The sequence below is a fragment of the Alkalilimnicola sp. S0819 genome, assembly GCF_009295635.1.
Classification (GTDB): Bacteria; Pseudomonadota; Gammaproteobacteria; order Nitrococcales; family WHIW01; genus S0819.
Window position 1 is genome coordinate 132456 of record NZ_WHIW01000007.1, and the last position, 19650, is coordinate 152105.

The 19650-nt window shown below is 64.1% G+C and carries 13 protein-coding genes and 1 CRISPR repeat array; of the genes, 9 read left to right on the top strand and 4 right to left on the bottom strand.

Annotated features, from left to right (window positions below):
* Positions 1–122 precede the first annotated feature (122 nt).
* The 4 genes from GBG68_RS08210 to xth are packed head-to-tail and all read right to left on the bottom strand — an operon-like array spanning position 123 to position 5354.
* Positions 123–1970 (bottom strand): PAS domain S-box protein, encoded by a 1848-nt coding sequence (locus tag GBG68_RS08210; protein ID WP_152146452.1) that lies wholly within the window; start codon positions 1968–1970, stop codon positions 123–125.
* Positions 1971–2018: 48 nt separating this feature from the next.
* On the bottom strand, positions 2019–3050 hold the full coding sequence (locus tag GBG68_RS08215; protein WP_152146453.1) for a CDP-6-deoxy-delta-3,4-glucoseen reductase: 1032 nt from the start codon (positions 3048–3050) through the stop codon (positions 2019–2021).
* A gap of 58 nt (positions 3051–3108) precedes the next feature.
* On the bottom strand, positions 3109–4587 hold the full coding sequence (gene ubiD / locus GBG68_RS08220) for a 4-hydroxy-3-polyprenylbenzoate decarboxylase (RefSeq protein ID WP_152146454.1): 1479 nt from the start codon (positions 4585–4587) through the stop codon (positions 3109–3111).
* A complete protein-coding gene (xth, locus tag GBG68_RS08225; protein WP_152146455.1) occupies positions 4584–5354 on the bottom strand; it encodes an exodeoxyribonuclease III in 771 nt (256 codons plus the stop codon). Before xth ends, ubiD begins: the two co-directional genes overlap by 4 nt.
* 217 nt (positions 5355–5571) lie before the next feature.
* Here xth and GBG68_RS08230 point away from each other — a divergent pair, with 217 nt between their 5' ends.
* From GBG68_RS08230 to cas6f, 9 genes are all read left to right on the top strand, one after another.
* The gene (locus tag GBG68_RS08230; protein WP_152146456.1) at positions 5572–7710 is read left to right on the top strand and encodes a TonB-dependent receptor family protein; all 2139 of its coding nucleotides are present in this window, start codon (positions 5572–5574) and stop codon (positions 7708–7710) included.
* 191 nt (positions 7711–7901) lie between these two features.
* Positions 7902–8975, top strand: a complete 1074-nt coding sequence (corA, locus tag GBG68_RS08235; protein ID WP_152146457.1) for a magnesium/cobalt transporter CorA — start codon at positions 7902–7904, stop codon at positions 8973–8975.
* Positions 8976–9081: 106 nt separating this feature from the next.
* Complete coding sequence (locus GBG68_RS08240; RefSeq protein WP_152146458.1) at positions 9082–10074, top strand: helix-turn-helix transcriptional regulator; 993 nt, start codon at positions 9082–9084, stop codon at positions 10072–10074.
* Positions 10075–10115: 41 nt separating this feature from the next.
* Positions 10116–11093 (top strand): type I-F CRISPR-associated endonuclease Cas1f, encoded by a 978-nt coding sequence (gene cas1f, locus GBG68_RS08245; protein WP_152146459.1) that lies wholly within the window; start codon positions 10116–10118, stop codon positions 11091–11093.
* Positions 11090–14476, top strand: coding sequence for a type I-F CRISPR-associated helicase Cas3f (cas3f, locus tag GBG68_RS08250; protein WP_152146460.1), 3387 nt, complete (start codon positions 11090–11092; stop codon positions 14474–14476). The genes cas1f and cas3f overlap by 4 nt, the downstream gene beginning before the upstream one ends.
* 34 nt (positions 14477–14510) lie before the next feature.
* The gene (csy1, locus tag GBG68_RS08255) at positions 14511–15890 is read left to right on the top strand and encodes a type I-F CRISPR-associated protein Csy1 (protein WP_193222262.1); all 1380 of its coding nucleotides are present in this window, start codon (positions 14511–14513) and stop codon (positions 15888–15890) included.
* Positions 15883–16860, top strand: a complete 978-nt coding sequence (gene csy2, locus GBG68_RS08260; RefSeq protein ID WP_152146462.1) for a type I-F CRISPR-associated protein Csy2 — start codon at positions 15883–15885, stop codon at positions 16858–16860. Before csy1 ends, csy2 begins: the two co-directional genes overlap by 8 nt.
* A gap of 18 nt (positions 16861–16878) precedes the next feature.
* The gene (csy3, locus tag GBG68_RS08265) at positions 16879–17904 is read left to right on the top strand and encodes a type I-F CRISPR-associated protein Csy3 (RefSeq protein ID WP_152146463.1); all 1026 of its coding nucleotides are present in this window, start codon (positions 16879–16881) and stop codon (positions 17902–17904) included.
* Between the two features lie 3 nt (positions 17905–17907).
* Entirely contained in the window at positions 17908–18471 is a 564-nt protein-coding gene (cas6f, locus tag GBG68_RS08270) for a type I-F CRISPR-associated endoribonuclease Cas6/Csy4 (protein ID WP_152146464.1), read from the top strand.
* A gap of 131 nt (positions 18472–18602) precedes the next feature.
* Positions 18603–19531: direct repeats of the CRISPR family, unit length 29 nt; unit sequence GTTCGCTGCCGCGTAGGCAGCTCAGAAAA.
* The last annotated feature ends 119 nt before the right edge of the window (positions 19532–19650 follow it).

Here is a 19650-nt window from a genome sequence, read left to right on the forward strand (position 1 = left end):
CTGAGTATAATCGTCGCGCGGTTTCAGGTCATTGCAGACCTTGGATGGGGCCGATCATTCAACAGCGCCCGCGGGTCTGGCGTCGCGTTGGCGGGAAGGGGCGGTGACGGCCGTTCCGCGGGTCAGACCTGAGCGGATTGTTCGCGTTCGCCGCTGATGTCCTGTTTCTGGGCGATGAAGTACAGGGGCTCGCCCTGGTTGTCGCGCACCAGGGAGAGCTGGACGCGGGTCCAGCGAGTCTCGCCACGCTTGTTCAGGTAGCGCTGCTCGTAGCTGCAGTGCTTGGCATCCGCGCCGATCAGCTTCTGCATGCAGCCGGGGGTGGTCTGCCAGTCGCCGGGATGGGTGATATCGTCCAGGCTCAAGTGACGCAGCTCGTCGCGGCTGTAGCCCACCAGTTCGCAGAAGGCCTGGTTGACCCGCAGCAGGCGGCGCCGGGTGTCGAACAGCACCATGCCGCCCGGGGCTTCCTCGAACACGCCTCTGAACAGCGCCTCGCGCTCGCGTAGCGCCTGTCGCGGGGCGCTGTGGTCGCTGGCGTCGCGGATGACCGAGACGATGGCCGTGGGGCGGCCCCGTTCGTCGGCGATGATCCGGTGGGTGGTCTCCAGCCACACGTAGTGGCCCGCGGCGTGGCGCATGCGGTGGTTTAACGCATACACGCCCGGTGCCCGCAGGGCTTCCTCATGCGCGAGGCGAATGCGGTACACATCGCCCGGGTGGAAGAGCTCGTAGGCGGAGCGGCCGATGAGCGCCTCGGGTTCATGGCCCAGCAGGCGTCGGCTGGCGGGCGAGACGTACTCGAAAACGGCATTCTCCGGGGTGGCTTGGGTGATCAGGTCCGAGGCGTGGTCGGCCAGCAGGCGGTAGCGGGCCTCGCTGACGGCCAGCTCCTCCAGGGCCTGCTGCTTTTCGCTGAGGCTGTGGTTCAGGGCCGCGTTGCTCTCGGCCAGTTCCCGGGTGCGCACGGCCACTTCGGCGGCCACCAGGTCGGCGCGTTGTTGTAGATGGCGCAGGCGTGCCACGGCCAGGGTGGTGAGCAACAGGCCACAGAGCAGGGCGGCGAAGCCGCTGGCCGGAATGCCGGCCGGTTGCGGCATGAAGCTGATGCGCCATTGCCGGCCGCCCAACTCCAGGGTTTCCTGGTGCGCCACCGGCGGCAGCGCCGCGCCGTCAGCATGGCTGCTATAGAGCAAGATCGGCGTTTCACCGCTGACGTCTTCGATGCGCAGCGGTGTTTGCCCCTGGGCCATGTCGGGGCCGAAGATCGTCAGGAAAGTGCGCTGCAGATCGAACACCAGCGCGATGACGCCAAGGACATCGTCCTCCGAGAGGCTGTTGCGGGGGATGGGCATGAAGGCGACCACGCCGGTAATCCGGGTATCGCTGACCAGTGATACCGGCGGCCCCAGTACTGTTCGACGTTCGGCGACAGCGCGTGTCAGCGCCTCGGCGTTTTCATCATATTCGCCGCCGGGGCTGAAGCCGCGCATGGTCTCCAGCGTGCCGGGCAAGCCGGTCTCGGTGGTGACGTAGGTGGTGATGCCGGGGGTGGTGGCGCGTCGGCCCTGGGCGGCCCGCTCCCAGACCCGAAAGTCCGGATCCTCGGCGCGTTGTTCGCGCACGAAGGCTTCACGCTGCGCCGCCGCCACGCGCTTCAGCCAGAGAATATTGTGCACCTCCGGGTAGGTGCTGAGCATCATGCGGAAGAAGGTGTAGCGCTCGCGGCGGGTGACCTTGTCGGATGCGGCGACCAGCGCATTGGCGTGCAGGGTGAGATCCAGGGCGCGTTGCATACCGTTCTGGAGCAGGTAGCTGCGTTCCGCCGCGACCTGCGCCAGCCGGGCCTGCCAGCGCTGCTGGTTCCAGTGGTGGCTCAGGGCCACCAGCGCCATGGTAACCACAAGGCCCAGCAGCAGCGTGAGCCATTGCTGGGCGTGTGATCGAAGACGGGGGCGGGCGGAGGTCATGGCGCGGCGTCTGTGGTTATTGTTTTCGCTGCGCGGCGCGCAGCGGGCTCAACCGCCGCCGGGTCTGGAGTCGGCGGCGAATTCGAAGGCGTCCGAGAACACCCGGTCGTCCTGCATACCGTGCGCGCTGAAATCCCGCGTGGCGGCGTGGATCATGGCCGGTGGGCCGCTGAGATACAAGTCGTAACCGGCCAGCCGCGGGTGGTCCTGCAGCAGGATGTTATGCACCAGCCCGGTGCGGCCTTCCCAGGCGTCTTCCGGCTGGGGTTCGGAGAGCACCGGCGTGTAGTGAAAGTTGGGGTGCTGCTCGGCCCACTGGCGGGGCAGGTCGTCCAGGTACAAATCACGCTTCGCCCGCACGCCCCAGTAGAGGTGGATGGGGCGCTGCACGCCGTGGTGGAAGGCGTGCTCCAGCATGCCCTTGAGCGGCGCGAAGCCGGTGCCGCCGGCCATCATCAGGATGGGCCGCTCGGAATCCTCGCGCAGGTAGAACTGGCCGTGGGGGCCTTCCAGGCGCAGCAGCGCCTTTTCCTTCATCTCGGTCATGACGAAGGCGGTGAACTCGCCCCCTTCCACGTGGCGCACGTGCAGCTCCAGCGCCTCGTCGTCGTGGGGGGCATTGGCCAGCGAGAAGGCGCGGCGGCGGCCGTCCTTGAGCAGGATGTCCACGTACTGGCCGGCGAGGAATTGCAGCCGCTGCTGCCCCGGGGGCTGCAGGTACAGGCGCACCACGTCGTGGGCGAGTTGTTCCTTGCGTATCACCCGCACCGGCAGCTTGCGAGGCTGGATGTCGTCGGCGGCGCGCACCTCGCGCACCTCGATGACCAGGTCCGAGCGCGGCTGGGCCTGGCAGAACAGGGCCTGGCCCACGGCCTTCTCGGTGGGGTTCAGCGCCGGCGGCTCGCCCTGGGGGTAGTCGATATGGCCTTCCACGACCTTGCCCGCGCAACTGCCGCAGGTCCCGCCCCGGCAGCTGTAGGGGATGATGTGGCCGGCCCGCAGGGCGGCGTCCAGAATGTTCTCGTTCTCCTCGGCGGGAAAACGGGCGCCGGTGTTCTCGATGGTGATGGTGTAGCTCATGGGTGCATTGTCGCCCATTTGTCGGCCGCAGGAGAAGGGTGGTGGGCCCTGCTGCGCGTCAGTCCGTGTCGGTGTCCAGGCCGAATTCGTGCCAGCGGGCGTCCACCCGCGCCTTGATCGCCGGGTCCATGACGATGGGCCGGCCCCATTCCCGATCGGTCTCGCCGGGCCATTTGTTGGTGGCGTCGAAGCCGATCTTGCCGCCCAGACCCGAGACCGGCGAGGCGAAGTCCAGGTAGTCGATGGGGGTGTTCTCGATCAGCACCGTGTCGCGCACCGGGTCCATGCGGGTGGTCATGGCCCAGATCACATCCTTCCAGTCCCGGGCGTTGACGTCCTCGTCGGTGACGATGACGAACTTGGTGTACATGAACTGGCGCAGGAAGCTCCACACCCCCAGCATCACCCGCTTGGCGTGGCCCGGGTACTGCTTCTTCATGGTCACCACCGCCATGCGGTAGGAGCAGCCCTCGGGGGGGAGGTAGAAATCGGCGATTTCCGGGAACTGCTTTTGCAGGATCGGGACGAAGACTTCGTTGAGCGCGACCCCCAGCACCGCCGGCTCGTCCGGCGGGCGGCCGGTGTAGGTGCTGTGGTAGATGGGCTCGCGGCGGTGGGTGATGCGCTCCACGGTGAACACGGGAAAGCTGTCCACCTCGTTGTAGTAGCCGGTGTGATCGCCGAAGGGGCCTTCCGGGGCCATGTCGTCGGGGTAGATATGGCCTTCGAGGATGTATTCGGCACTGGCCGGCACTTCCAGATCGGAGCCCAGGCAGCGCACCAGTTCGGTCTTCGAGCCGCGCAGCAGGCCGGCGAAGCCGTATTCCGAGAGGCTGTCCGGGACCGGGGTGACCGCGCCCAGGATGGTGGCCGGGTCCGCGCCCAGGGCGACAGCCACGGGGAAGGGCTCGCCGGGGTGGGCTTCCTGCCAGTCGCGGAAATCCAGCGCCCCGCCCCGGTGTGCGAGCCAGCGCATGATCAGGCGGTTGCGGCCGATCACCTGCTGGCGGTAGATGCCCAGGTTGTGGCGGGGCTTGTGTGGGCCGCGGGTGACCACCAGCGCCCAGGTGATCAGCGGGCCGGCGTCCCCCGGCCAGCAGGTCTGTATGGGCAGGCGGGCGAGATCCACCGCATCGCCCTCCAGTACCACGTCCTGGCAGGGCGCCTTCTTCACCCGCTTGGGCCCCATGTTCAGCACCTGCTTGAACACCGGCAGCTGCTGCCAGGCATCCTTCATGCCCCGGGGCGGCTCGGGCTCCTTGAGCATGGCGAGCAGCTTGCCCACTTCGCGCAGCGCCTCCACCGAGTCCTCGCCCATCCCCAGCGCCACCCGGCGCGGGGTGCCGAAGAGATTCGCCAGCACCGGCACGTCGTGGCCCTTGGGATTCTCGAAGAGCAGGGCGGGGCCTTCGGCGCGCAGGGTGCGATCGCAGATCTCGGTCATTTCCAGATGCGGATCCACCTCGGCGCTGATGCGTTTCAGCTCGCCCTCGGCTTCGAGCTTGGCGATGAAGTCGCGCAGGTCCTTGTATTTCATGGCAGGTCGAATTCCGCTACCACCGGGGCGTGGTCGGAGGGGCGCTCCAGGCGGCGCGGCGCCACGTCCACGGTGCTCGCCGTGCAGTGCGCGGCGAGCTTGTCGCTGGCCAGTATCAGATCGATGCGCAGGCCGCGGTTGCGGCGGAAGTTGTTCATCCGGTAATCCCACCAGGAAAACAGCCCCGCTTCCTGTTCGAACTGGCGGAAGGTATCGCGAAAACCCAGGCCCAGCAGGCCGGTGAAGGCGTTGCGCTCGGGGGCGCTGCAGAGGATCTTGCCGGCCCACTCCTCCGGGTCGTGCACATCGGCATCCTCCGGGGCGATGTTGAAATCCCCCACCACCGCGACGTGCTCATGGCGAGTGACTTCATCGGCGATCCAATCGTGCAGCTTGCTCAGCCAGCCGAGCTTGTAGGCGTACTTGTCCGAGCCCACCGCCTGGCCGTTGGGCACGTAGAGGTTGATGAAGCGCAGGCCCCCCACGGTCACCGCCAGCACCCGGCGCTGGGGGTCGTCCAGGCCCGGAATGTCGGTGACCACCTCGGCCATGGGCTGGCGGGCGAGCACGGCCACGCCGTTGTAGGTCTTCTGCCCTGAATAGAGTACCTGGTAACCCGCCTCGCGGATGGCCTCGGCGGGGAAGTTCTCGTCGGTGAGCTTGGTCTCCTGCAGCCCCAGCACATCGGGCTGCTGCTGGGCTAGCCAGTCCAGTACGTGGGGCAGGCGGACTTTCAGGGAATTGACGTTCCAGGAGGCGATCTTCATGGGTTCACTCTGTTCGGCTGGCGCCGGGCGCGGGGGTTGCCCGGCGTGGGACTGTGAGCATGGTAGATGAGGCGGGCGGGGCATGCCAGGCACCGCCGGGCTCGGGTGTGGCGCGCGGGGGCGTTGACTTTGGCGGGGCGCGGGAGTAATTTGCGCAGCGTTCCGTGATAGCAATCATTCTCATTGGCATTGGCAATCAAGAATCAGGAAGCCCAGCATGTCCCGACATTCTTCACTTACCATCGCCGCTACCCTGTGCCTGGCCTCAGGCGCCGCCTGGGCCCAGGACGCCGGGGAGCCGGTGAAGCTCGACCCCCTGCAAATCATCGGCGACCCCGCCGCCGCCCAGACCCTGCCCGGCTCCGGCTATGTGGTGGGCGCTGAGCAGCTGGAGCGTGAAGCCACCACGGACATCAACAAGGCGCTGAAGGCGGCCCCCGGTATCTATGTGCGCGAGGAAGAGGGCTTCGGCCTGCGCCCGAACATCGGTATCCGCGGGGCGACCGCCGAGCGTTCCAGCAAGATCACCCTGCTGGAGGACGGCGTGATGATCGCGCCGGCGCCCTACTCGAACCCGGCCGCCTATTACTTCCCCACCATGAAGCGCATGTCCTCGGTGGAGGTGCTCAAGGGCGCGCCGCTGCTGCGCCACGGCCCCCAGACCACCGGCGGCGTGGTGAACCTGGTCTCCACCCCCATTCCCGACGAATCCGCCGGCCACCTGGAAGCGGTGGTGAACGAGCGCGGCGGCACCGATGTGCATGCCCATTACGGCAACACGGTGGGCGACTGGGGTTTCCTGCTGGAGACCGTGCAGCGCGCGGCCGAGGGCTACAAGGACATCGACCGCAGCAACCGCGACACCGGCTACGACATCCAGGACTACGTGGGCAAGCTGCGCTGGCAGGGCGAGCGCCAGAGCGTGCTGCTGAAGCTGCAGCACTCCGAGGAGACATCCAACGCCAGCTATCTGGGCCTGACCGACGCGGACTTCGACGACGACCCGAACCGTCGTTATGGCCTTTCCAGCATCGACCAGATGAACAATGAACACACCGGCGTGAACCTCACCCACCAGTTCCAGTGGACCGACCGGGTGAGCAGTACCGCCACCCTGTATCACAACGAGTTCGAGCGGAACTGGTTCAAGCTCAGTGGTGGTGCGGCCTATGTGCGCGATGCCAACAACGGCGACGCCAATGCCCAGGGCATCCTGGACGGCACCGTGGACGTGGCCGGCCTGCAGTACAAGAACAATGCCCGGGCCTACGAGTCCCAGGGTCTGCAGCTCAACTTCGATGTGGATCTGGGCGCCCACCAGCTCGCCGTGGGCGCGCGTTACCACGAAGACGAGATGGACCGCTTCCAGCCGGTGGAGACCTACGACCAGGTCAACGGCTCGCTGGTATTCCAGGGGCGCACCGCGCCCAGTGGCAGCAACAACCGCATCGAGACCGCCGAGGCGGTGAGCTTCTGGGTGATGGACCAGTGGCAGGCCACCGAGCGGCTGAAACTCAACCTGGCGCTGCGCTACGAGGATGTGGAGACGGCCCGCACCCAGTACGGCGACCCGGACCGCAACACGGTGGACAGCACCCGCTCCAACGACAGCGACGAATGGCTGCCGGGCGTCTCGTTCACCTACGATGTGAGTGACCGCTGGCAGCTGCTGGGCGGCGTGCATCGCGGCTTCTCCCCGGTGGGCGGCGGCGCCACCCAGAACGTGGAGCCCGAGAACAGCACCAACTACGAAGCCGGCGTGCGCTTCTTCGGCGAGCGCTTCTTCGCCGAGGCCATCGGTTTCCACAGCGACTTCTCCGACCAGACCGAGAACTGCTCCCTGGCCGCGCCCTGCAGCAATGGCAGCACGTCCGGCTCCTTCGTCACCGGCGAGGCGGATATCTCCGGCCTGGAACTGCAGTTCGAGACCGGCACCCAGCTCGGCGCCTTCTACCTGCCGGTGAGCCTCGGCTACACCTACACCAGGGCCGAGATCAGCAAGGACAACGCCGCGTCGGGCCTGCGTTCCGGGGATCGGCTCAAGGACGTACCGGAGAACCAGCTCGCCCTGCGGGTGGGCCTGGAGCACAACAGCGGCTGGGACAACTACGCCGTGGTCCGCTACCTGGACGATATGTGCACGGAAGCCGGCTGCGAGCGCCGCGGCAGCTTCAACAAGACCGAGTCGCTCACCGTGGTGGACTTCATCAGCCGCTACGCGCTGACCCCCCGGGCCACCGTGTTCCTCAAGGTGGACAACGTCTTCGACGAGCAGCGCATCGTCTCCCGCCTGCCCGACGGCGCGCGGCCGAACCTGCCGCGCACCGCCTACGTGGGTCTGAGCGTGGACTTCTAAGGCCGGCGCCGCCGTTCGCCCCAGCAGGGCCCGGTCGTTCGACCGGGCCTTTTTGTTGTTGGCGGGCAACGTCGAAGGGGCCACGGGAAGCACCAAGGCTGTACGTCTGTGTGGGAGGGCTGGCGACGGGGAATCGAGGATTCACCGTTCACGCACTAAACTCTCCCCGGACGCCCAGCCACGGAGCCCCCATGAACTATTTCCGCAAGCACTACAACGCCCCCGGCAGCCCGCCGGGTCTGCTGGAGCCCCGCGCCGAAGCCGCGCCCTGCCGGGTGCAGCTGCTGCGCTACGATGCCGAGCGCTACCTGCTGGAAGACGACGTCAGCCCGCGCCAGTGCGCCGAATGGCTGGCCCGGGGCGAGCGCCTGTGGCTGAACCTGGACGGCCGCCCGGACCCCGCGCTGCTTGCCCAGCTCGATGAAAGCCTGGGGCTGCACCCGCTGGCGCTGGAGGACGTGTTGCACGGTGATCAGCGGGCCAAGGTGGAAGACTACGAGGATCATCTGTTCCTGGTGCTGCGCCGGCCGAGCTGGGTGGGGCGCAAGCTCGCCATCGGCCAGGTGAGCCTGTTCCTCGGTCGCGGCTTCGTGATCAGCATCGACGAGACCGGCGGGGATCTCTTCGCCCCCGTGCGCCGACGCCTGGAGACCAGCCCCGGGGGGCGCATCCGCTCCAACGGCGTCGATTACCTGTTCTATGCGCTGGTGGACATGGTGGTGGACCAGGGCTTCCCCATTTTGGAGGGCTATGCCGAGGAGCTGGAAGAGCTGGAACTGGCGGTGATGGCCAACCCCAAGCAGCGGGAGCTGATGGACCGCATCCACGAGTCCCGCCGCGAGCTGATGTTCCTGCGCCGAGCCCTGTGGAGCCAGCGCGAGGCGCTGGCGCAGTTGCTGCGCACCGAGCAGGCCCTTATCGGCGAGGGTACGCTGGTGTACCTGCGCGATGCCGCGGATCACGCCAGCCACATCCTGGACCTGGCCGAGAGCTACCGGGACATGAGCGCGGCGGTGCTGGACCTGTTGATCAGCGCGCTGAACCGGCAGATGAACGAGGTGATGCGCGTGCTCACCATCATCGCCACCCTCTTCATTCCGCTGTCGTTTGTCACCGGCATCTACGGGATGAACTTCGACCCCGCGGCAAGCCCCTGGAACATGCCGGAGCTGGGCTGGCGCTATGGTTATCCGGGGGTGCTGGCGCTGCTGGCGGCGGCGGGCGGCGGGATGTTGTGGTGGTTCAAGCGCAAGGGGTGGTGGTGAGCCGGGGTGGGCTTATCCATTCTGGCGTGGCATGGTCTTGAGGTGTGGCGAGCTTCGCCCACCAGAAAAACAATGAATCCGAATAAAGCCTTCAGGATGAGGCGGTATGCATACCTTCGATCAGGTCTGTGCACTGGACCGTTTGTTGCGCCAGTCGCGCCGACCCGTTTCCCGGCAACGCATCGAGGAAGAGCTGGAATGCTCGCGAGCCACCACGGTGCGCGTGATCGGCAAGATGCGCGATTACCTGCGTGCGCCTATCGAATACGACCGTGATCAAAACGGTTACTACTACAGCGACGAAGCGTTTGAACTGCCGGGCTTCTGGTTCCGCGCCGATGAGCTGGCGGCGTTACTGGTCATGCTGGATGCCCTGGACACGCTGGAGGAAGGGGTGCTGGATGGCACCCTGGATGCGTTGCGCGAGCGTCTGGTCGAGCTGAGCCGCAATCACGGTCAGGACAGTGTCGAACTGCGGCGCCGGGTGCGCGTTCTGCGCATCGGCGGACGCGATCCCGGCACCGCCTTCCGGCCCGTAGCGGATGCCTTGCTCGGGCGTCGCCGGCTCCGGCTGGTTTACCGCAATCGCGGCGATGGCCAGGAGAAAACCCGCACCGTCTCGCCGCAGCGGCTGGTGCGCTACCGGGACAACTGGTACCTGGATGCCTGGTGCCACAGGGCCGCGGGGTTACGCAGCTTCGCCGTGGAACGCATAGCGGCGCCGGAACGGCTGGATGAGACCGCGCTGGATGTGCCTGAGGAGGAGCTGGAGCGTTGCCTCAGCAGCAGTTACGGCATCTTCTCCGGCGAGCCCACCGCGACGGCCGTTATCGATTTCACGCCGGCGCGGGCGCGTTGGGTCGCGGAAGAGCGCTGGCACCCTGACCAACGGGCCGAATGGCTGCCGGATGGCCGTTACCGCCTCTACCTGCCCTATCACCACCCCGATGAACTGCTTATGGACGTGTTGCGTTATGGCGCGGACGCCGAGGTGGTTGCGCCAGCCCATTTGCGAAGCGCGGTGGCGGCGAGCCTGACGGCAGCGTTGGAACACTACCAGCGGGCAGGCTCAGCTTCTGAGTCTGTGCCTGATGTATAGGTAGTAGCCGGAACAATCAAAAACGTAACGGCGAGACCGAGATGGACGACTTCTCACCAGGCGACCTCAAGACGATCCTGCACTCGAAGCGGGCCAATATCTATTACATGCAGCACAGCCGGGTGCTGGTGAAGGGTGGTCGGGTGGAGTTCGTCACCGATGCGGGCAAGCGGGCGCTCTACTGGAATATCCCCATCGCCAATACCACGACCCTGTTGCTGGGTACCGGCACCTCCATTACCCAGGCGGCCATGCGGGAGTTGGCCAGGGCAGGTGTGCTGGTCGGCTTTTGCGGGGGTGGGGGGACGCCACTATTCAGCGCGAACGAAGTGGATGTCGAGGTCGCGTGGTTCAGCCCGCAAAGCGAATATCGGCCGACCGAGTATCTGCAGCACTGGGTGCGCTTCTGGTTTGACGATACCCTGCGCCTGGAAGCGGCCCGCGCATTCCAGCGCGCCCGCCTTGACCGCATAGAAACCCACTGGCTACAGAGCAGGGCGCTCAAGGACGCCGGCTTCGGGGTGGACCCTGACGCTTTGCACCGTGCGCTGGAGCGCGCCCGCCAGGAAGTCGCCTGTGCACCGGATGTGGAAAATCTGCTGACCCTGGAAGCGCGACTCACCAAACAGCTTTTCAAAACAGCCGCCCGAGCTTCCGCCTACGGCGATTTTGTGCGCACAAAACGCGGCGGTGGTACCGACCCGGCGAATCGTTTTCTGGATCACGGCAACTATCTCGCCTACGGCCTGGCAGCGACGGCTACCTGGGTGCTGGGGGTTCCCCATGGTTTGGCGGTGCTGCACGGTAAAACCCGGCGTGGTGGCTTGGTGTTCGATGTGGCGGACCTGGTGAAGGACGCAGTAATCCTCCCCCAGGCCTTTATTTCGGCCATGCGAGGCGACGAAGAGCAGGAGTTTCGGCAGGCCTGCATCGAGAGCCTCACCCAGACTGAATCTCTAGATTTCATGATCGACACGCTGAAGCACATCGCCGTGGCACTTGGGAGGCAGGCGCCATGAATGTGCTGCTGGTTTCCCAGTGCGACAAGAACGCGCTGAAGGAGAGTCGTCGCGTTCTTGATCAGTTTGCCGAGCGCAAGGGCGATCGAACGTGGCAGACGGCCATTACGCAGGAAGGCCTGAATACCCTGCGCCGCTTGTTGCGCAAAAGTGCGCGCAGGAACACGGCGGTTGCGTGTCACTGGATACGCGGCAGGGACCACAGCGAGCTGGTTTGGGTGGTGGGTGATGCCGGGCGGTTTGGCCTGCGCGGCACGGTGCCTACCAGTCGTACGGCTCGGGACGTGCTGCGTCGCGACGATGAGAATGACTGGCATACCGGCCAGGATATCGCCCTGCTGGCGGGGATGGCGGCCTTGCTGCATGACCTGGGCAAAGCCTGTGCCGCCTTCCAGAAGCGGCTGCGCAACCCGATGGTGAAGGAGAGAAATCTCTACCGTCACGAGTGGATTTCGCTGCGTCTGTTCCAGGCCTTCGTCGGGGACGATGACGACGAAACCTGGCTTGCACGCTTGCAGCATTCTGGTGTCGACGATGACGCGGCGTGGCTGCAACGGCTGCAGCGTGATGCCCTGGATGTCGACAGCCCCACGCCGTTTCAGGGCATGCCGCCCCTGGCAAGCGCCATAGGCTGGCTGGTGCTGACACACCATCGCTTACCGCTGGTGCCCGAGGAGGCTGGCGCAGAGCGATCATCTAAACGTCTCGGCGCCAAGGTCTCGGACTTTCGCAGCGAACGCCTACGGAATATCCCGGGGTGTATCCACGCGGGCTGGAACGAAGCCTGCGATACCACCGATCCGAAGCTCATCGCACCGTATTGGCGCTTCGATGAGCGCTTGCCGGTGCTTACCGACAAATGGCGCCAGCGAGCCGGACGGCTGGCCGGGCGCTTGTTGAAACGATTGCCGCTTAGCGACAGGCGCTGGTTGGACAACGCCTACGTGATGCATCTGGCTCGGCTCAGCCTGATGCTGGCCGATCATTACTACTCCAGCCTCGGCGACGGTGACCCGCGTGAACAAGGCGAGCCGGGTTACCCGCTGTATGCCAACACGGACCGAGCTTCGGGGAAACTCAAACAGCCGCTGGATGAGCACCTTATTGGGGTAGAGGCGCACAGTCAGGCGGTCAGTAACACCTTGCCGGGCTTTGAGCGGCATCTGCCCCGCTTGCGCCACAAGGGTTTTCGTCGGCGCAGCGCTGATGCGCGTTTCCGCTGGCAGGACAAGGCCTACGACCTGGCCGCCTCCCTGCGGGATCGCTCGCGGGAGCAGGGTTTTTTCGGCGTTAACATGGCCTCCACCGGCTGTGGGAAGACCCTGGCGAACGGCCGCATCCTTTATGCCCTGGCGGACCCTGAGCGGGGCGCTCGATTCTCCATTGCGCTGGGTCTGCGCACCTTGACCCTGCAGACCGGCAAGGCCTACCGGGAGATGTTGGGCCTGGGCGAGGATGAGCTTGCCGTGCGGGTGGGTGGTGCCGCCAATCGCGCCTTGTATGAGCATTATGAGGAGATGGCGGAACAAAGTGGATCCGCCTCCTCGCAAAGCCTGCTCCACGAAGACAATTGCGTGCTGTTCGAGGGCAATCTCGAAACCCACCCGGTGCTCAAGCGCGTGGCGCACGACCCCGGCGTCAAGGCGCTGCTCTCCGCGCCGGTCATGGTGTGCACCGTAGATCACCTCGTTCCCGCCACGGAGAGTCAGCGGGGTGGGCGTCAGATAGCACCCATGCTGCGCTTGATGAGCAGTGATCTGGTGCTTGACGAGCCGGATGATTTCGATATGGACGATCTGCCCGCGCTGACTCGCCTGGTGCACTGGGCGGGGTTGCTGGGTTCGCGGGTGCTACTGTCCTCGGCGACGCTGCCGCCGTCACTAATCCAGGGTCTGTATCAGGCCTATCGGGAAGGTCGCGCCGTCTTTCAGCGCAACCGTGGCGAGCCGGGGCTTGCCGTGGACGTCTGCTGTGCCTGGTTTGATGAGCACGACCGCATGCACCAGGACTGTGCTGATAGCGAGGCGTTCGCGACGGCCCATGATCGCTTCGCGCAGCGGCGGCGGGAGCGCTTGGCTCAGGCGCCGGTACGTCGGCGCTGCGAACTCGTGCCTCTGCGCACCGGCGCTCGGCAGAAGTCCGGCATCCGACAGGAGCTGGCTGGCCAGATGCTCGGACATGCCCAGGCATTGCACCAGGCGCACCACAGCATCGACCCGCGTAGCGGGAAGCGGGTGAGTTTTGGTCTGATTCGGATGGCCAACATCGAGCCGCTGTTCGATGTGGCGTTGGCCATGTACGGGCAGGGCGCGGCATCCGGCCAGCGCATTCATCTATGCGTGTACCACTCCCAGTATCCCTTGTTGCTGCGCTCGGCCATGGAGGCGCGGCTGGACCAAGCTCTTAATCGCCGTGTGCCGGATGCTGCCTTCGACTTGCCCGATATACGTGAGCATCTGGACGTCCATGAGGAGCAGGATCACCTGTTCATCGTACTCGGCTCCCCGGTCACCGAGGTCGGTCGCGATCACGATTATGACTGGGCGGTGGTGGAGCCTTCCTCCATGCGTTCGTTGATTCAGCTGGCGGGGCGGGTTCGCCGCCACCGCGAGGGCGAGTGTGAAACGGCGAATCTGCGTCTGCTGGATACCAACCTGAGACACCTGGAGCGGCCCGGGCAGCCGGCGTATTGCAAGCCTGGCTTCGAGGATGGTGATGAGTTCCGGCTCAGCAGCCATCGCCTGGAGCGCCTGCTCGAACCCTCGGAGTATCAAGCGATAGATGCCAGGCCGCGTATCACCGCGCGGGATGATCTGCGCCCGAACGACAAGCTCGTGGATCTGGAACATGCCCGGCTGGGCCGGCACATGCTGGCGCCTGTCATGGCGCAGGCACCCACAGTTCCGGAGGACATCAGTCAGCTATCGGCTCGCCAGCGCAAGAGGCTCCGTGCCGCGCCGAAGTTGCCTCCGTCGGGGGCATACAGCTGGTACGCACTGCCCCGTGCGCATTTGACTGCCGGCTTGCAGCAACACCAGCGTTTTCGTGAGGACAACACGCCGCGAGTCGATCTGGTGCTGATGCCCGATGAGTCCGGTGAAAACTACACCTTGATGCGGCTGGATGAACAGGGACGGCACAAGCCGCCTCTGCCGGTGCAAGTCGAAAACAGCCAGAACCACCGCGTGCGGCTCGATGAGTTGGCTGGCCCGCGCATCAACCCCTGGGGTGGGTGCGATTACATCACAGAGCTGGTGGCGCTGGCCGAAGCTCGCGGGATGGCGCTGGAGGCCTGTGCGCTGCGTTTCGGCACAGTGACATTACCGGATAACGATGGAGGGTGGCGTTTTCATCCGAGCCTGGGTTTTGCGACTCAGCGGTGAGGGACGCCCAAGAGTAACGACTACAGGAGTTGTGATGAGTGAGGATGAAGCCAAGAGCCTGAGAGCTGCGCTGCAGGATTTTCTGCATGATCGGCTCCAGCTGCGCCTGGAAGAAGCCGGCGGCAACGCCGAGAAAAAGGCGGCATTGATACAGCGGTTCGAGTTCGACAACTGGTTCGCTTACGCAGCGGAGCGCATGAAAGTCCTGCAAGGCGTGACCCATGCGGCAAAGTTTTCCCACCCTTCGGCCAAGGGTGCGACGAGCATACTGGCGCCTCTTGACCCGGAGTGGGCGAGCAGGGGGGGCTATCTGGGCACAGGTGTACTTGGCGAGGACTACATCCCTGATCTTGTCACTGCCAATGCCGCGAATCTGGACAAGGATATCAACCAGTTTCTGCGGCTGGAGTTCAGAGGCATCCCGCTATTCAAGCGTGTGCTGCGAAGGGATGAAGTTTTACGGCAAGCGTTAAGCGACGATTCGACCAGGGCAGCGCAGCTATTGGATGGCTTGGGACAGATCGCGGAGCCGTTGTACGCGCCGTCCTCCCACGTGTTGTCCAAGCAGCTGTACTGGCTCGCCGGCGACGATCCGACCCATGATGCCGATTATCACCTGCTGGCGCCGTTGCATGCCTCATCGTTATCCCATCGCGTTTTCGAGACGGTCAACAAACACCGCTTCGGTGAGGCGGCCAAGGCTGCGCGGGAGGCAAGGCGTGAAAAGCGTCATCACCCGGAGCCGCATTATGACTACCCCGGCTTGGCGGTGCAGAAGATGGGTGGCACCAAGCCTCAGAACATCAGCCAGCTCAATAGTGAGCGAGGTGGGAACAACTACCTGTTCGCCTCCCTGCCGCCGGTTTGGCGCTCTCGCGATATCCCCGCGCCTCTAAACACCGAGACGGTTTTCGGTCGTAACGGCATTTTTGCACGGCGCAAAGCGGTTCGTGCGCTGGTGTCGGAGCTGCGCCGTTTTCTCGGGTCGGACCCGGGCAAGACGATGGCAACGCGGGATCGGCGCGATGAGCTAAGTAGTGCCGTGATCGATGAGCTCCTGCAGTTTGCTGCCGAGATCAACGAGTTGGCGCCTGGCTGGAGCGCCAGACCGGAATGTCAGTTACCGCCGGAGGAGCGGCTTTGGCTGGATGGAGGGCGCGCGGCAAACGACGAGGCTTTTCGCACCGAGCGAGAGGCCATGGCGTGGCCTGAATCGATTCGGCATCGCTTCGCCACTTGGCTAAATGGCGAAATCGGTAGGCCGCTGTCTGTGGGCGATGTGGAGTACAAGCAATGGTCGGATGAGCTGGAGAATGATGCGAATTGGGCGCGGGGACTGGATGCGGACCGTCGCTGGATGGCCCGTTTCGATAAGGAACTCAGCGCACTGCAGGAGGAACTTTGCCATGCCTGATATAGAAGCCCTGTTGGTATTGCCACGGCTGCGGGTGCAAAACGCCAATGCGATTTCCAGCCCGATGACTTGGGGCTTTCCGTCGATGACAGCGTTTATCGGCCTGATGCATGCGCTCGAGCGCAAGCTGCCCGAACACATTGATCTGCAATTCAATGCGGTGGGGGTAATTTGCCATGCCTTTGAGCCGCAGGTCAGCCGGAGCGGTTATACGCGCGCCTTTCACCTGACCCGTAACCCGGTGGGCAAGGATGGCAAGACAGCCGCCATTGTCGAGGAAGGGCGGGTGCATCTGGAGATCACCCTGATTTTTGCGGTCGAGGGCGCCGCCAGCACCGCTGAAGCCGATGCGCGCGCGGCGATGGCGCAGGAGTTGGCCGGTCTCGTGGCCACCATGCGTATAGCCGGCGGTAGCGTGGTGCCGGCGCAGGCTGGGCGGTCGACCCCGCAGCGTCCTGAGCTGACGCCTCTTAACGAAGATGCCGAGGGGCGTGAGGAGCAGTTTCGCGGGATGCGCCGGCGTTGGCTGCCGGGTTTCGCGTTGGTGTCGCGCGATGATCTATTGCAAAGCCGACTGGCGGAATTGCGTCAAGAGGACAGCACAGTCACCGCGCTGGATGCTTGGCTGTCACTGACCCGGCTGGAGTTTCGGCCGGAACAGGCGACTGGCGGTGATGCGTCCAACGGTGAGGTTCGTTGGCAGGTTCGGCGAACGCCGGGCTGGACTGTGCCTATCGCCATTGGTTATGGCGCTTTGTCGCCGCTGTATCCACCGGGCCACGTGGCCAACGCGCGCGATGCGCAGACTCCATTCCGGTTCGTGGAGAGCCTCTATTCCATTGGCGAGTGGAAAAGCCCCCATCGCCTGCGGACGGCGGGCGATCTTGTGTGGTACCCGCACAGTGAAGCTTCCGCCGGTTTGTACCGCTGTCGCAACGACTATCGCCCCGCCGCTTCAGCTGACGAGTGATTTTTAAGGAGTAACAACATGACGAATGCACTCAAAACCGCTTCCGTATTGGCTTTTGAGCGAAAGCTCGACCCCTCTGATGCCCTGTTTTTCGCCGGCCGCTGGGATGATCGTCAGAGTGCCGATAACTGGCCGAGCGTTTCCATCCGGGAGAAGTCCGTTCGCGGGACCATATCTAACCGCCTGAAGGCCAGCAAGCAGGATCCGGCGAAGCTTGATGCAGAGATCGAGAACCCGAACCTGCAGACGGTGGACGTTGCGACCCTGCCCAGTGACGCGGATACCTTGATGGCCCGCTTTTCGCTGCGGGTACTCGGTGGCGCGGGGCAGCCTTCGGCGTGTAATAACGCCGAATACCAGCAGAAGTTGATTGAAACAGTGCGGGGTTATGTGGAAGCCGAGGGCTTTGGTGAGCTTGCGCGGCGTTATGCCTTCAACCTGGCCAATGGCCGATTCCTGTGGCGTAACCGGGTCGGTGCGGAGCAGGTCGAGGTGCAGGTGCGCAGGCAAGTGCGGGGTGAGAATGCGGCGGTGTGGCGCTTCGACGCCTTGACCCTCTCGCTAAGAGGGTTCGACCCCAGTGCCGAGGCGCAGCCCGCCTTGCAGGAACTGGCATCGTTGATTGCCAGCGGCCTTGCCGGGGAAGAGCACGTACTGCTGGATGTCGTGGCTTTCGCGCGCATTGGCGGTGGTCAGGAGGTATTCCCATCCCAGGAACTGGTCCTGAATCGTGGGCGAGGCGACAAGAGCAAGACGCTCTATCACGTCGGGGAGATCGCGGCGATGCATTCGCAAAAGATTGGCAATGCGTTGCGTACCATTGATACCTGGTATCCCGCAGATGAGGATCTTGGGCCTATTGCGGTGGAACCGTATGGCTCGGTGACCACCCAGGGCAAGGCCTACCGGCAACCCAAGAGAAAAGCAGATTTCTATAGCTTGCTGGACAACTGGATTATCAAAGACCAGGTGCCGTCTACCGAGCAGCAGCATTTTGTCATGGCAACTTTGATCCGCGGCGGCGTCTTTGGCGAAGCGGGGTAAGTCATGAAGCATTACCTTGATATCACGCTTAGGCCTGATCCGGAATTCTCTCCACCGATGCTGATGAGCGCGCTGTTCAGCAAGTTGCACCGCGGGCTTGTCTGCCTAGAGGCGGAGGATATCGGTGTTAGCTTTCCAGGCTACTCGATTAGCCCGCGCTCCCTCGGTGAGTCCATGCGTTTGCACAGTCGTGCCGAGCGGCTGAAGGAGCTTATGGCGCTGAACTGGCTGAGCGGTATGCATGACCACATTCAGCTCGGAGACATTGGTGATGTTCCGGCGGATGCGCCGCACCGCCAGGTCCGGCGGGTACAGCCGAAGACGAATGCGGCGCGGTTGCGGCGTCGTTATATAAAACGTCATCAGGTGTCGGAGCTAGAGGCTGCTGAGCGTATCCCGGACAGTGTGGAGCGCTCGGTGAGCCTGCCTTTCGTGACTGTGCGTAGTCGCAGCACGGGGCAGTCTTTTTGTCTTTTCCTCAAGCAAGGGGATGTGGGCGTTGCTCCGAGGGCGGGCGTCTTTAGTCGGTATGGATTGTCTGCGGAAGCGACCGTGCCATGGTTTTGACCCTTTTTTGCGGGCTGCAAAAAGTTTTTCGTTGAAACAGTGAGTTAGGTCCGCCCCTCGAGAGGAGGGGCGGGCGGCTGTGCGGTTTAAATAGTTCTTTAAAATCAGGGACAACGGTTTATTTTGGTCTAGTTCGCTGCCGCGTAGGCAGCTCAGAAAAGCGCCTGACCGCGCTTGGAACGCTGGACCTGGTTCGCTGCCGCGTAGGCAGCTCAGAAAGTTGGCGCTCAGCTCTATGTTTTTGAGCTGGGGTTCGCTGCCGCGTAGGCAGCTCAGAAAACTCGAAAAGCGTTCGGGTGCTAACCCCTAGCGTTCGCTGCCGCGTAGGCAGCTCAGAAAAAGGAGGCACCATGAGCGTACTAGATACCATCGTTCGCTGCCGCGTAGGCAGCTCAGAAATTCGCCACGGCGGGCCAGCAGGAAATCGACTCGTTCGCTGCCGCGTAGGCAGCTCAGAAATTGCCCGAATTGTGCGCAGCGGCCAGCGCTCGGTTCGCTGCCGCGTAGGCAGCTCAGAAACTCGGGGCGGGCCGGGAAATTGATTCCTGCAAGTTCGCTGCCGCGTAGGCAGCTCAGAAAACGCCTAGCATCAATCCACCCGCAGCCCCGCCGTTCGCTGCCGCGTAGGCAGCTCAGAAAATAAAAGGCGTTAGAACCCGCTCGTATGGGTTGTTCGCTGCCGCGTAGGCAGCTCAGAAAAGAGGGCGCTGGTGGCGCACGCTAACGACTGCGTTCGCTGCCGCGTAGGCAGCTCAGAAAATGGGCGGTTACGTGGTCTCCGTCGTTGTCGGGTTCGCTGCCGCGTAGGCAGCTCAGAAAAGCGCCCGCCGATCCGGTGCTTGATACAGAAAGTTCGCTGCCGCGTAGGCAGCTCAGAAAACAGAAAACGGCCTACACCTATCGCCAGATTAGTTCGCTGCCGCGTAGGCAGCTCAGAAAACCAGCTCGTCAAACCAGTTCGCTTCGATGTAGTTCGCTGCCGCGTAGGCAGCTCAGAAATGTAGATATTCCAGCTGACCCGCCTCCCATCGGTTCGCTGCCGCGTAGGCAGCTCAGAAAGGGAAACGCTGAACAAACCAGCGCCACAGCATCAATTGTTCGAAAAATGACCGCCTCGACCTATTTCGGCCGTCAAAACGGCGTTTCAGCGTCTTTCTGCCCCGTATCCGCCTCGTTTGG